At 68.1% G+C, this 13,452-nt stretch carries 12 protein-coding genes and 5 pseudogenes; 10 read left to right on the top strand and 7 right to left on the bottom strand.

The genetic code is table 11. The annotated features are described in order from the left end of the window. Positions 1 to 230: 230 nt before the first annotated feature. The 4 genes and pseudogenes from OG735_RS01270 to OG735_RS01285 all read right to left on the bottom strand — a co-directional run. Positions 231 to 428 (bottom strand): annotated as a pseudogene (locus OG735_RS01270) (transposase); the annotation flags it as partial. A gap of 133 nt (positions 429 to 561) precedes the next feature. Beyond that, entirely contained in the window at positions 562 to 1,356 is a 795-nt protein-coding gene (locus OG735_RS01275; protein ID WP_327321272.1) for an MHYT domain-containing protein, read from the bottom strand. 467 nt (positions 1,357 to 1,823) lie between these two features. Next, on the bottom strand, positions 1,824 to 2,642 hold the full coding sequence (locus tag OG735_RS01280; RefSeq protein WP_327321273.1) for a transposase family protein: 819 nt from the start codon (positions 2,640 to 2,642) through the stop codon (positions 1,824 to 1,826). Positions 2,643 to 2,767: 125 nt separating this feature from the next. Next, positions 2,768 to 3,632: pseudogene (locus OG735_RS01285) on the bottom strand (IS110 family transposase); the annotation flags it as partial. On the opposite strand from OG735_RS01285, the pseudogene OG735_RS41760 reads away from it, so the two are divergent. Further along, positions 3,631 to 4,298, top strand: a pseudogene (locus tag OG735_RS41760) (ISAzo13-like element transposase-related protein); the annotation flags it as partial. The pseudogenes OG735_RS01285 and OG735_RS41760 sit on opposite strands and share 2 nt — an antisense overlap. A gap of 72 nt (positions 4,299 to 4,370) precedes the next feature. Here OG735_RS41760 and OG735_RS01300 read toward each other — a convergent pair. Next, positions 4,371 to 5,324 carry a transposase family protein gene (locus tag OG735_RS01300; RefSeq protein WP_327321275.1) on the bottom strand — a complete coding sequence of 318 codons (954 nt, stop codon included), beginning with the start codon at positions 5,322 to 5,324 and terminating at the stop codon, positions 4,371 to 4,373. 104 nt (positions 5,325 to 5,428) lie between these two features. On the opposite strand from OG735_RS01300, the pseudogene OG735_RS01305 reads away from it, so the two are divergent. From OG735_RS01305 to OG735_RS01335, 7 genes and pseudogenes are all read left to right on the top strand, one after another. Continuing rightward, a pseudogene (locus OG735_RS01305) lies at positions 5,429 to 5,548 on the top strand (IS5/IS1182 family transposase); the annotation flags it as partial. 266 nt (positions 5,549 to 5,814) lie between these two features. Continuing rightward, positions 5,815 to 6,621, top strand: coding sequence for a LysR substrate-binding domain-containing protein (locus OG735_RS01310; RefSeq protein WP_327321276.1), 807 nt, complete (start codon positions 5,815 to 5,817; stop codon positions 6,619 to 6,621). Positions 6,622 to 6,828: 207 nt separating this feature from the next. Next, positions 6,829 to 7,329, top strand: coding sequence for a hypothetical protein (locus tag OG735_RS01315; protein ID WP_327321277.1), 501 nt, complete (start codon positions 6,829 to 6,831; stop codon positions 7,327 to 7,329). A gap of 293 nt (positions 7,330 to 7,622) precedes the next feature. Then, the gene (locus OG735_RS01320) at positions 7,623 to 8,498 is read left to right on the top strand and encodes a carbon-nitrogen hydrolase family protein (RefSeq protein ID WP_327321278.1); all 876 of its coding nucleotides are present in this window, start codon (positions 7,623 to 7,625) and stop codon (positions 8,496 to 8,498) included. A gap of 804 nt (positions 8,499 to 9,302) precedes the next feature. Beyond that, positions 9,303 to 10,289 carry an IS481 family transposase gene (locus OG735_RS01325; protein WP_442812365.1) on the top strand — a complete coding sequence of 329 codons (987 nt, stop codon included), beginning with the start codon at positions 9,303 to 9,305 and terminating at the stop codon, positions 10,287 to 10,289. Positions 10,290 to 10,392: 103 nt separating this feature from the next. Further along, positions 10,393 to 10,494 (top strand): annotated as a pseudogene (locus OG735_RS01330) (helix-turn-helix domain-containing protein); the annotation flags it as partial. Positions 10,495 to 10,685: 191 nt separating this feature from the next. After that, complete coding sequence (locus tag OG735_RS01335) at positions 10,686 to 11,162, top strand: IclR family transcriptional regulator (RefSeq protein WP_327321279.1); 477 nt, start codon at positions 10,686 to 10,688, stop codon at positions 11,160 to 11,162. A gap of 136 nt (positions 11,163 to 11,298) precedes the next feature. Here the strand turns inward: OG735_RS01335 and OG735_RS01340 are convergent, their stop codons facing one another. Continuing rightward, positions 11,299 to 11,676 carry a hypothetical protein gene (locus OG735_RS01340; protein ID WP_327321280.1) on the bottom strand — a complete coding sequence of 126 codons (378 nt, stop codon included), beginning with the start codon at positions 11,674 to 11,676 and terminating at the stop codon, positions 11,299 to 11,301. Positions 11,677 to 12,458: 782 nt separating this feature from the next. Then, the gene (locus tag OG735_RS01345; RefSeq protein WP_327321281.1) at positions 12,459 to 12,683 is read right to left on the bottom strand and encodes a hypothetical protein; all 225 of its coding nucleotides are present in this window, start codon (positions 12,681 to 12,683) and stop codon (positions 12,459 to 12,461) included. Between the two features lie 408 nt (positions 12,684 to 13,091). Here OG735_RS01345 and OG735_RS01350 point away from each other — a divergent pair, with 408 nt between their 5' ends. Then, on the top strand, positions 13,092 to 13,259 hold the full coding sequence (locus OG735_RS01350) for a hypothetical protein (protein ID WP_327328635.1): 168 nt from the start codon (positions 13,092 to 13,094) through the stop codon (positions 13,257 to 13,259). A 15-nt stretch (positions 13,260 to 13,274) separates the two neighbouring features. After that, positions 13,275 to 13,421 carry a hypothetical protein gene (locus OG735_RS01355; RefSeq protein WP_327328636.1) on the top strand — a complete coding sequence of 49 codons (147 nt, stop codon included), beginning with the start codon at positions 13,275 to 13,277 and terminating at the stop codon, positions 13,419 to 13,421. Positions 13,422 to 13,452: the final 31 nt, after the last annotated feature.

Consider the following 13,452-nt stretch of genomic DNA (forward strand, 5'->3'; position numbering starts at 1 on the left):
CGCGAGAGCGGGCGGGACTGCTTCGGCGAGGGGCGGATTCCATTGGTCGTCGCAACACGCAGTTACCGACGTGTGGTGGCGAGTAGTTTATGCATGCGCTCGGCTGGGGTTCCAGCCGGCGTCGTGTCCCGGGGGCCGGCGGTGCAGTGTCCCGCGGCGGGCTGGCCGCCAGGCGTGTGAGGTACGCGGGCTCGGGCGGCGGGGCAACACGCGCAACCGCAGGTGAGTCAGGGCGCGAAGTCGGCAGGCATTGCACGCCACTTGATGCCGTTATCGACCAGACAGCGGGTGCCGTCGATGATCTCCCTGCGTGGCTGCTTCTCCGGATGTCCGCCGCTGGGGGTGGTGCAGGCAGCCGACGGAAGCAGTGGCTCGATGAGGGCCCATTCGGCGTCGGTCATGTCGGAGGGGTAGCGGGGCTCGCGCATCATGGAGTGGGGCCCGGCCCGTGGAGAAGTACGACGTCCGTGGCCTGCTTGGATGCTGTCGGATGCGGGGGGGCGGTCGGGTGAGCTCGTCCCGCTCTGCGCCACCAACCTGGCTTGACGACTTCACGGGGAATCAGTATGCGTGCGGAGGGTTCTTTCCCCGCCCATGTGCGACGGCAGGCCGATCCCAATCTCCGCCGAGGATGAGCAGCGGGTCGAACATCACTACCACTGCCGCGATCACCAGGAACAGCAACGGGCCGAGAAAGACGGGGAACATGGACGAGGCGGCCACTGCGTCCTCCGCGGACACATACGAGCCGGCGGACAGCCTCACCCTGACCCCGGCCATCCCCGTGTAGTGCATGCCCGTCACAGCAATACCCATCACGACGCTGGCGCCCAGGCTCGGCAGGAACCCGTGGATCGACACGGCCGCCCACAGCGCGGCCGTCGCAGCCACGACGGCCACGACCACGGAGAGAACGACGACCACGCCGTTGTAGTGCACGTGCCCCTGGAAACGCAGGCCGGACATTCCCAGGTAGTGCATCGCCGCCACGCCGATCCCGGTGACCAGCCCCGCGGCCACCAGCGCCACAGGCCTCGCTCCCCAGTGCCCGACGATGAACACACCGACCGCCACGACGGCGATCGCCACCAGCAGGCTTTCTACGGTCGCCGTCAAGTCGTAGCGGATCGGCGTAGCCGAAACGCTGAAGCCGATCATCGCGATGAAGTGCATGGTCCAGATACCCGACCCGATGCACGCCGCGCCCAGCGCCAGCCAGGCCGGCTTCCAGGACCTGTCCGTCCGCAGCGACCTGGTGGTGCAGCGGAGCCCCAGGGCACTGCCCAGACAGGCCATGAGAAAAGCGACGACTGGAGTGACGGCGCCGTAGGTGAAGCCGTCGACGGTTCCCTGCATGGATGCGCCCTTCACTTCGATGCCTCAACGAGGCACGGGGTTCTTCCAGCCCCGGCAGAGCCCTCCTGAGCCGCCGGATGCGTTGCGTCGGTCAACAGCTGTGCACCACGGGACGTGCCGCGGCCGAGAACGAACTCCTTCATCTGCCAGAGGTGGGTCTACTTCTGTGCCGAGATCCGGTTCGTCGCCCTGAAGTACGCCAGGACCAAGCCGCGTTCACCCTGCGTCCGTCGGACGGCTGCCTCGCCAGTGGCATCGGTACCGGCCAGAGGCGGGCCACGGCTCTCCCCCTCGGGGAGGTCCGCGATCCACGACGAGGCGTACGACGCGTCGCGGCCGCTAGTCTCGGAGCCCTTATCAACTCCTGCGGTCGGTGACTCCTGTGACATGGTCGAACTCCCGCCTGCTCCCACAAGCCAAGCCGGTCGCTGCACACGCCTCCGCCAACACGATGGCTCCGCGACCAGCTAGAGTCCGCCGGCAGCAGTCGTGGCTGACCTCCCGTGCGGCATGCGGCAAGCATGTACGACGGGAATCCTGCGGAACAACAGGCCGGAAGGAGCCATCCGCGAATTCGGGCCATAGCCGCTGGCTATGCCACGTGCTCCCGGGCAATCGCAATGCGCCACGCCCGGAGCATCGCCTGAGTGGGACGCGTATGGAAGCCCGCGCGAACCCGCTCCTGCTGCACTCCTCCGGTCAGTCGGCGATGTGGTTCGACGATGCCCAGTCCGCCCCCCACTGCAGAACAGCAGCCTGCCTTCCGCGTCCGTGACGACCATGGACTTGACGGCGTTCTGCATGTTCTTGCCGGAGATGAACTTGTCCCGGTCCTTGCGTCCCGCGGCCGGGCGGCGCACCCGGATCTCGGTGCCGTCGATGATCCCGGTCTGCCCGCTCGCGCCGAGATGGTCGATGACCTCGGCGAGGCTACGCAGCCTGGTGCCGGGTGCGACGGTGCAACCGCGCGCCGCCAGCAACGGTCGCACTTCACCGATTGCGCGCGTGATGGTGGAGCGGTCGACACCGAACCAGCAGGCCAGCACATCGTGCGCGACACCGTGCCGCAGGTGAACGAGGGCGGCGAGCAGCCGGTCGACGAAAACCAGCTTGTGCTTCGCCCCGGCCTCGACCGCCCGGCCCCGGGGGCGCGACGCAAGCACGGCCTGGTGCCGGTCGTACCACAACGGGCCGACCTCCGCGACGAGTTCAGCAATCACATCCGGCGACAAGCCGGTGATCCGCTGGCTCCCAATGATCGCTGCACGCGCCCAAGTACCCACCACGCAAACCATGATCAACGATCACGGCTTCACCCAGCCACCGCCAACCGTGCACGAGCTCGTAAGGGCTTGCAGGGAATCAAGGTGTTGCTTCCCGTCCTGAGGCTCGTTGAATCTCAATGACGTTGTCAAGCAGCCGATGGCGGGGCGAGAGTGTAAAGGCGATGGTCGCGGAGCATGGCCCAGAGCACGTCAACGCGGCGTCGAGCCAGAGCGAGTACGGCCTGGACGTGACGTAGGCCTTCTGCACGTTTACGCAGGTAGAAATCCCTGGAAGGGCCCGGATACATCATGGCGCTCTGGGCGGAGAGGTAGAACACCCAGCGCAGGCGGACGGTCGTAGCGTTTGGGCCGGTGCAGATTGCCGGTTCGACGCCCGGAGTCGCGCGGTACCGGGGCGAGGCCGGCGTGTGCCGCCAGGCGGCCGGCGTCACGGTAGGCCGACAGGTCCCCGGCGACCGCGACGAACTCGGCACCCAGGATGGGGCCCATGCCAGGCAGCGATTCGATGACCGCCGCGCGTTCGTCGGCACGGAAGGTGTCCCGGATCTCCCGGTCGTTGACCGCGATCCGCTCGTCCAGCTCCAGCAGCTGGTGCGCGAGTTCTGCCACAAGGGCCGCGGCGCGGGTTTGCCCGGGCAGCGCGGTGTGCTGCTGGTCGGCTGCGGCCATGGCTTTCTCCGCCAGCCGCCGGGGACTGCGGACCTTGCGCCGTTCGAGCCACGTGGTCAGCCGTTTGACGCCTATGCGACGCAGGCCGGCCGGGGTTTGATAGCGCGTGAGCATGGTCACCGCGCCCTTGGAACGGGCGAAGTCAAAGGCTCGTTCCAAGGCTGGGCTGATGCCGCACAACAGATCCCGCATCCGGTTGATCAGGCGGACCCTCTCCGCGATGAGGTCGCGCCGGTTGGCGGTCAGTAAGCGGAGGGTGCAGGTCTCCTCGGCCGGGAGGGTGATGATGGTGAAGTCCCGGCGGGCGCGGGCCATGTCGGAGCACCGGCTCTTCTCGCACATCACCATGAACTGGCGCGGCCGCCCGTTGACCAGCCACGAAGTCATCGTCCAGTCCATCGCCGCGACCACCACCCGCACCGGACTGCATGTGAGTGCCGCACTCGACACCAACACCTACCCCACCGGAGTCCGCATCGGTGACGCAGAGATGTCGGCACTGCCGCTGACCCGGCACGCTTTCCATGGCGACTGGAACTATGCCCTGCACCCGCAGGTCCGCCCCGCCGTCCCGCCGTCCCGGCGGCCCGGGCTCCGCAGGCACCGGCCCCGCGGTGGGACCAGGCCCTGCTGTCCGATCCCGCCCTGACCGGCATGTCCCGGCAACAACTGGACGCCCTTACCAGGACTTTGCCCCTGGACGGCGATACCCGGCGCGGCCGTCCGCCCCGGCTTGCCTTCCCCGACCAGGTCCTGGCCACCGTGCTCCATCTGCGCGTCAATCTGGCCGCGGAGCCCCTCGCCGTACTGTTCGGCAGCAGCCGGACCGCGATGCACCGCACCCTTCTGAAGAACAGAAAACTGTTCGAGGGACACGGCATCACCATCCCACCCGCGACGACGCCACCCGTCGTCCTCGCTGCCCTCCAGGCTCGGGTCCTCGACCAAACCGGCGAGTCCCACAACAAGATCAAGACAACGTGTTAATGATCTGCAAGCCCTAACGACCTCGTGCGTGATTAGCGTGAGGCCGTGTCGGGCTCGTGGCCGGTGTTGTGATCACGTCTTTGCGGTGTGCAGTGCGAGTGCCTTGGTGTGTTGGGTTGCTTGTTGGTCGGTCAGGAGGCCGGCTGCTGCGCGGATGGTGTCGGGGAGGTTGTCCCGGCGGGTGTGGTGTCGGGCGAGGGCTCGCCAGTTCTTGAGGTGGGCGATGCCGTGTTCAACGGGGATGCGTGCTGAGGAGTAGGCGAAGAGGGCGGCTTCGTGGTGGGCCATGAGCCATTGCAGATGTTCGAGGTGTTTGCCGCGGCGTTTTCGTGGTGGTGTGACGACCTGGCCGTAGGTCTGTGCTGCGAGTCCCTGGTAGCCGGCATCGGCGAGGATCTGCAGGTCGATGGTGTCGGCGAGGAGGTCGACCAGGCCGGCATCGCGGGCTTGGGTGATGTCGGCAACCGATCCGGCCCGCACCTCGCCGCAGAACAGTAACTGTCCGCGTTCATCGGTGAGGACGAGGGCTTTCATTGCGTTGATGCGGCTCTTGCCGGAGATGAAGCGGCTGCGTCCGCCGCGATGTGCGGAGGGCCTGCGGACCCGGATCTCGGTGGCGTCCATCAATGCGGTCTGCCCGGTGGCACCGAGATGAGCGATGACGTCAGCGAGCGTTCGCAGCCGCAGTCCGCCCTCGATGCGGCAGCCGCGGTCGGCGAGCAAAGGTCTGATCTCGCCGATCGCGCGTGTAATCGTGGAGCGGTCGACACCGAACCAGCAGGCAAGGATGTCGTGGGTGACAGCGTGCCGAAGGTGGACCAAGGTGGCCAGGAGCCGGTCGACGAAGACCAGCTTGTACTTCGCACCAGCGCCCACAGCTCGACGACGCGGACGGTCAGCCAGCTCGGCATCTCTTCGGGCCTGCCACACCGGCCCCAACTCGGCCACCAGATCGGCGATCACGGCCGCCGAAAGTCCAGTGACGCGACGCTCCGACATGATCAACTCGCGTGCTTCAACCCCCACCACAGACAGCCCAACGACCCAGCTCAGCCGTCGTCACCGCTAATCACGCACGAGGCCGTAAGAGCTGTCCCGTAACTGCTGATCACGGGCGAGATGATCTTGATGTGGCTGGTGTGATCACGGCGTCGGAGCCGTCTTGGATAGCCCCGTTCAGCGGGCTGAGCCCGCGCCAGTTCGGCAAGCTGGTGACCGTGCTGCGACGCGAGGGTGCGGACGGGGTCCGCTCCCCGACGACGCACTAGACCTGATCACGCCCGTCAGGTGAGAACGCTCGAGCCCCGATCCGTCAGCGCACGCCGGCCACCTGCAGAGTCGGTCCGACATCGCATGACGCGGCATGCCGTGCGCATGACGTGTGCGTCTCCTCTATCGCTTGTCTTCGGTCCTCCCACAGAGAGGCGGCGGTCCCCAGCAATGCCGTCGAGACGGCGATGATGGACGCGACGATGATCAGTGCGAGCGAGACTTCCCTCTCCAACGTGACTAGCGGGTGTTCCCGCTGGCCGAGGAGGCCGTCGCGGCGGTCCAGCAGCTCAGCGGTCTGCGCACCGGGCGCATCATGGTGGGCGGGTCGACCACGGTGGGCACCTACCTCCTGCCCGACCTGATGGCCTCCTACCGGTCCCGGCACCCGGGCATCGAGGGCCACATCTTCGTCGGGAACAACACGGCGGTCATCGAGCAGCTGCTCAGCGGCGGCATCGGGATCGCGGTGGTCGCAGGCGCCCCCGCCGACCAGCGACTGCTCTCCGAGGCCTTGCTCGAGGAGCACCTGGTCACGGTCGCCGCTCCCGGCCACCCGCTCGCCGGGGTCGCATCCTTGACGGCCGACATGCCGGCAGGCGAACGCCTCATTCTGCGAGAGCCGGGATCTCAGACTCGCGAGCTGCAGGAGCGCGCCCTCGCCGGCTGGGGCGTCACAGAGACGTCGCGAGCCGAGGTGTGGGGTCCGGAGGCGGTCAAGCGCTGCGTGGCCGCCGGACTCGGCATCTCCTTGATCTCCGAGCACGCCGTCGCCGAGGACGTCCGGGCGGGGACGCTGTCGCTCCTGGGGATGGAGCCTGCGCCGCAGACTGCCCGATCACTCTTCTGCGGCGCCGGAACCGGCTGCTTTCCGCAGCCGAGCTGGCCTTCGTCCAACTTCTGCGGGAGCAGCACGCCTGGCCAGAGCGCGTGCTCGACTCACCGGTCCCCAACGGCGAGCGGTGAGAACACGCAGCCGTCCGATCCCCGGCCCCGCTCTCGTGCCCGTCAGGCCGGAACGGGGCCAGGAGGCCCCCTGGCCGGATCGAAGTAGTACATCCCGGGATGTACTACTTCGATCCGACGACTCCCCGGGTGGGTCTGCAAAGCCATCCTGGGCGGGACGCGGCATGTCCGTGCAGGAAGGCAGCCTGAAGAGGATGAAGCAGCTGATGCCATCCGCACCTCCTGGGGGAGACCATCCCCTCATCCGTGGCCGGCTGCCGTTGTGTGCAATCCGGCCCCCGACAGGAGCGACCCGATGACCGCATCCCCGCCTTCACCCCTCCCCATCAACGCCCTCCGCGGATTCACCGCGTGCTTCCTCGCACAGATGGACGCCGAGGCGGCCATCCACCAGGCCGAAGGCGCCCGGGCTGCCGCCGAGCGGGCCCGGCAGGAGGGGCTCCTCGCGGTCGACCACGCACTGGCCGCCGTAGCGGGCTTCCCGGCCACCCTCGCCTTGGTGCTGGACGGCTCCTCCTTTCGCGGATACCCGACCGCCGCCGACGGCGACGGCCGGCAGATACCCCCCTCCGCCGCGGCGGACCTGGGCGAAGGCCTGTGGCTGCACCACACCCGAGTCGCCGCTTCCGCGATCGCTCCCACGCGTGACGTCACCACGCTTGTGGCACCGCACGCCGTGGACGGCTACCAGCTGATAGCGATCAGCGACGACGCCTCGCTGGCCCGCGCGCTGATCGGTCTCGGGCTGCACCACGGACGGGGCTGCTCCGAGGCGTTCATCCCGCGTCAACGCTGAGAGCCGCCCTATACAGCCCGAAGGGCTCGGGCGACGGCCCGGTCTGCCGTCTCCCGGCATCCCGCAGCGGTGCTTCTGCGCAGCATTCCACTCAAGAGGAACGTCGCCGCAGCCTAGGCCTGCACCGTCCCGTCACGCTCGCCCCGCCGCCACGGCTCCGCCCGAAAGGCGCGAGCGGGTTCCCGCTCGTTCCGCCGCCGTCGCCGCACCTCCCGGCGCGCCCGATTCTCGCCGCTTCTCCCGTGAAGGCCGCATTGCGGTCGCAGAACGCACCCTGACAGAGGACTGACCCCATGCGCACGCTGGCCATCGCAGCCATCCAGACCGCCCCCGCCTTCTTCGACTCCGAGGCCACCTGGCATCGTTTCGCCGACCGCGTGCGTGCCGTCTGCTCCCTGTTCCCCCACGTCCAGATGGTCGTGGTCCCGGAACTGCTACTCGCAGCCGAGGCACCGTTGGAGGCCCGTGCCGACTGGATGCAGGAGGCTGCCGTCCCCATCCCCGGCCCGCTCACCGACCGGATCTGCGATCTGGCCTGGGAGACCGGCCTGTGGCTGATCCCCGGCAGCGTCTACGAGCTGGCCGACGACGACAAGATCTACAACACGGCCCTCGCCGTCTCCCCCCAAGGCGAGATCGCAGCGCGGTATCGCAAGGTTTTTCTCCGACAGCCCTACGAACAGACCGCACCCGGCAGCGATTTCGTGGTCTTCGACGTTCCCGAAGCCGGCCGGATCGGGCTCGCGATCTGCTGTGACGGCTCGTTCCCCGAGACGGCACGGCAACTCGCCTGGCTCGGCGCCGAAGTGATCGTTCAGCCCTCGCTCACTGCCCGCGACCGGGACATGGAGCTGATCTGCGCGCGGGCCAACGCGTGGACCAACCAGCTCTACATCGTGAACCTCAACGCCGCCTCCCCGGCCGGCCGGGGCGCGAGCGCGATCGTCGACCCCGAGGGCGTCATCCGCCAGCAGAGCGGAGCCGGCGAAGAAATCCTGGTGGACATCCTCGACCTGGATGCCGTCACCCGCGCTCGCAGCCACGGCGCGGCCGGCCTGAACCGGCCCTGGGCTCAGCTCGCCCGCCACGGAAGCCAGGTCAACCTGCCGATGTATGCCGCAGGCATCACCCCCGCGCCATGGCAGCAGGATCTCCCCGCCGCACACTAGGCCATTCCGTCCGACGCCTACATCCGCCGCCTGGGCGCGGGGGCGTCGCTGAGCGCACCGCGGGCCCGAGCGCAACACTGCACCGCATCGGCAGGGCCGTTATCGCGCGGCGCTGACCTGGCGGAACTGCGGGCGCGCCTGCCTTCGTCCACGCCCTCGTGCGATGGGGCCGCAGCATCCCGACGCCAAGCGGGAACTCGAGGCGAAAGGCTCCGCCTGCTGTGCCGGGCCGCCGTCGAGCGCCTGCCTGCAGCGGGACCGGAGGCCGCTGAGCACCCCGCCTCGATGCCGCAAGACAACCGGTATCGCCCGTGGCCTCCGAAGAGCCTGTGCGAGAACGCTTTGAAGTCCAGCCGCCTCCCGTCCGTTCGCCGCCGAGGCGGTCATATGAAGCCTTCGACCGTTGGGCCGGGCACCGTACTCGCCGATGACGAGCAGCAGCCGCTTCCGCCTTCGGACGGCCGCACTGACGGTCGGTCGCATGCGTCTGGCGGTCCTGACTACAACGGTTTGCGTCTATCAGAGCCTTACGGGGTTCACGAATCCTGGGACGGGCCAGAAGGGGGCCGCAGCTGATCGGCTGCTTCCTCCCGGCTGTCTCTGCGCACGCAAATGCCGTTGCCTTCACTCGCGATGACGTCGCCAAGCTGCCGTTCAGCACCAGCATTTTCGGCATCGATCCTGGTTCAGCGCAGATTTCCCACAGGAGTGGCAGGCATGGGGGATCAGTGGAGGACGGGCGCTAGGTATAAAACTGCCGGACGTTGTTGACACCTGGGTCTCCTACCACTACGGAGATCTGGCATGCCCCCTTCAGTCAGACTGCAGCAGGACCGTCAGGCCCAGCGACGCCTGGCGGTCCTGCGTCACGCCGAGGAAGTCACCGGAAACGTCTCACTGACCTGCCGGTACTACGGGATCAGCCGCAATTGCTTCTACAAGTGGCAGCGGCGTTACCAGGAAGAAGGCCTTGACGGCCTGCGCGACCGCTCCAGCAGGCCCCACCACTGCCCCCACGCCACCCAGGCCGATGTGGTCAACAAGATCGTCCATCTGCGGCAGAACTACCACTTCGGGCCAATGAAGATCAAGATGTACCTCAAGCGGTACCACGACATCGAGATCGCCTGCTCTGCGGTCTACCGCATCCTCAAAAAGCTGGGCATGAATCGGCTGCCTGCCTCCCAGCGCTACAAGCGCCACGACAAGCGCTACACCCGCTACGAGAAGCAGCTGCCCGGCAACCGGGTCCAGGTCGATGTCAAGTTCATCGAACCGGTCGGCGTCCCGGCCGAGACCTCCGCCCCGGCCCCGGTCACCGGCAAGCTTCCGAAGGCACGGCGCCGAGCCAAGTACTACCAGTTCACCGCCATAGACGACTGCACCCGGCTGCGGGTGCTGCGTATCTACCCGCGGTGCGACCAGAAGACCGCCATTCAGTTCCTCGACTACCTCCTGGAGCGCTTGCCGTTCCGGGTCGAGGTGATCCAGACCGACAACGGCGCGGAGTTCCAGTCCGCCTTCCACTGGCACGTGCTGGACAAGGGCATCGCCCACACCTACATCAAACCGGCGTCCCCGCACCTCAACGGCAAGGTCGAACGCTCCCACCGCATCGATGCCGAGGAGTTCTACCGCATGCTCGCCGGCATCGTCATCGATGACACCGGCGTCTTCAACGACAAACTCCGCGAGTGGGAGGACTACTACAACTACCATCGCCCGCACGGCGCTCTCGGTGGCCAAACTCCCTACGAACGCCTCAAGCAGAAGACCCAGACCCGGGTGTAACCCAGCTCCGGCAGATGCACACCTAGTACGAGGCCGCTGACGAAGTACCCACCGGTAGTGAATGGGAACCCCGGTCGTCGACGCCGAACGAGGGAGAACATTCATGGTGCAGTCGGTACAGAGAGCGGTCCCCATCCTCAGGGAGCTCGCCACGGCGGGACCGAGGCTCGGCGTCACCGACCTGGCCGAGCGCCTGGATGTCGCCAAGCCGACTGCCCACGCATTGCTGCGGACCCTTGAGGGCGAAGGCATGGTGCTCCAGGACGCGGAGACGGGCAAGTACTGTCTGGGGCCCGGACTGGTGCAGCTGGGCAACGCCTACCTGGGCACCCAAGAACTGCGTACCCGGGCTCTGACCTGGGCGGACTTGCTGGCCACGCGTGTGGGTGAGGCTGTATGGGTGGGGCGGTTCTCACCGGTGACCAGGCACTGGTGGTGCACCATGCCTTCCGGCCCGGAGGGTCGGTCCAGGTCTCGGAGGTCGGCACGAGCATCCCCTGGAACACGTGCGCGTTGGGCAAGGCCGTGGTCGCGCATGCGCCCCAGGCGCTGCGCGACCAACTGCTGGCGGGCGAGCTCGCGGTGCCCACCGGGGCCAGCATCGACGATCCTGCACGGATGGCGCGGGAGCTCGAGCAGATCCGGGCGACGGGATATGCGGTGGAGGACCAGGAGGCGGCCGTGGGGGAGGCCGGCATCGCCTCCCCGGTGTACGACAGCTCCGGACCGGTGGGCGCCATCGGCGTGGTCGGCCCGGTCGAGCGACTGCTCGCCGGGCCGGTGCGCGTGGAGCTGGCGGTCGCTGTGCGCGAGGCGGGACGCAGCCTCTCCCGTGACCTCGGCGCGCCCCGGGGAGCCGGGGGACGTGCCTGATCATCTCGGGGCAGGTGGACCGGGCGCGGTCCGGCTGCGCTGACCAGCGTCTGCAGGCAGGCGGAGTGCTGCAGAGCAGAAGGCCCCGGCGATCGCCGGGTCCTTCTGTACGAGAGTGCGGGTCCGCCGCGGGCGCCTACCCCTTCCAGAGGGTGATGACGGCGGCGTGGGTGTCGATCGTCGCGTGGCGGCGGCGCAGCTTGGCGGCGTCGGTGCGGGCGCCGGCGACGGCGGAGGCGAGAGCCGCCTGCGCGGTGGTCGCCGCGACGACGAAGGTGTGGCTGCCCGACCGGCCGTCCCCCGTGGTGATCGGCATCGTGACGCTCCACAACTGTTCGGGCACTGTGAACTGATGCGAAGGGCTGTGGATCGGGGCCGTGGTCATCTCGCCCGTGGGGGAAGGGGACGGGGAGGTCCTGGAGGGCGGGGTGGGGCGACCGGGGGCGAAGTGGTCCGTATCGAGGGTGGCGGCTGCGCGCAGGAACGGGTCGTTGGTGAGGCCGTGTGCGGTCAAGGGAAACACTCCGGATGTGGTGGCGTGGGGTGCGGCACGATCGGGGTTTCGCCTGTGTGGGGTGCGGCACCTATGGGGTCCTGCGCGCCGATCGATCGGGCTTCGAACCGTGATCTGCGGCGGTAGAACCACAGTGGCCCGCAGCGGGGTGCAGTCACATCTGGCTAGGGATGGCATCTGCCGTACGGCCGTGGACGGACGGGACTCCCGGCTACCGCCGGAGGAGTACGACCGGTCCGGACGAGGCCGCCCCCAGCCCCGCGAGAACCTCTTCCGCGCACCGTGCAGGCACAAGGGTCCGCCTGCGGGTGTCCGGCGCGTGGGTGGTCTAGTTTCGGAGCATGGGAGAACGGGCCAAGGACTGGCTGATGGTGCTCGGGGGGTCTGCGCGGTGATGCTGGCCCTGCCTGCCTTGGTCAGAGGCCAGCCGCTGGTCTGGACGTACGCGGCGTCCACTGTGGCCAGCTGCGCTGTGCTGCCGTGGTGCCGACGGTGGCCGCCGCTGGCGCTCGCGGGAGCACTGCTCTTCTCGCTGGTGTCCGTGTACCTCACCGCCTTGGTGTTCCCGGCGTGCATCCCCGTCCTGATCGCGCTGTACATCGTGGGTTTGACCGGAGCGGTCCGGACGTCAGGTGGTCTGCACGGGCGTGAGCGTGGTCTCAGTGTTCGTGGTCGTCCAGGCGGCACGACACGTGCCGTCCTTCGACTGTCCAGGTGGCCCGGGTCGCCAATCACTGGGAGGCCGCCATCGCCTCCCACGCGCTGAACTTCCCTCACTGCGATCACTGGAAGGGCGACATCCGCACAGGCGTGGTGCGGCGGGCGGCGGTGAGGGTGGCGCTCCAGATCGGTCCGTAGGAGGCCTTGTACGACAGCTGGCCCGGCGGTGAAGAAGACCGGAGACAGGGCCTGCGCTGCTGGTGGGTGACCTCGTTCACCGAGATCCCCAAAGATGCGCTGCCGACTGTCCTCAACCCGCTCGCCCGCCTCGCATCCTCCCCCGTCATCAAAGCCTTCCTCGGCTCCCCCGTCGGCAGCTACGACATCCGACGAGCCATGGATGACTCCCGGGTGGTGTGGATCTGCCCACCCGGTACCGGCCCCACCGACCGGCTCCTGATCTCCCTGCTGGTTCGCGACATGCTCCGTGCAGGCCTCTCCCGCCGCGACATGCGGGAAGCGGACCGGACTCCGTTCCGTCTCTACCTCGACGAACTCATCTCCCTGGACGGCGCCGCGTCCTCCACCCTGGCTGAAATCACGGAGCAGCTGCGCAAGTTCAGTGTCCGGATGCACGGCATGACGCAGCTGCTGCACCGGCTCAGCCCCGACGTACGCACAGCGCTGCTGCAAAACGCGTCCTATCTGTCCACCACCGCCGGGTCGGTTGAGGCGATCCGGCACATCACGAGTGAGTGGGGGAGCAAGTCGATCCGGCGGAGGCCGCCGAGCTCGACTACCTGTATATCGTCGCCGGAGCGAAGGGCGCCGCCAAGGTGCGGTTCGACCAGAAGGGCGGGCTCGGCACCGCCGCCCTGCTGGACTGGGTCAACGGGATCGACGTCGCCTGGAACGCGGCCTGAAGCGGCCGCGCAACCATGTCTGCCCCCCTCGCCATGGTGATCTTCAGCTGGATCGCGATCGTCATTCTGTATCTCGCTCTGGCCGCTGTGCTGCGCGAAGTGCGGATGCTGCGCCGGCAGGTGATGCTCGCGCCGCGACCGCGGCGCCGCCGTCCGAGCTGATGCTTCCCACGTCGTTCGTGGAGCGCATCGC

The sequence above is a fragment of the Streptomyces sp. NBC_01210 genome, from assembly GCF_036010325.1.
GTDB lineage: Bacteria > Actinomycetota > Actinomycetes > Streptomycetales > Streptomycetaceae > Streptomyces.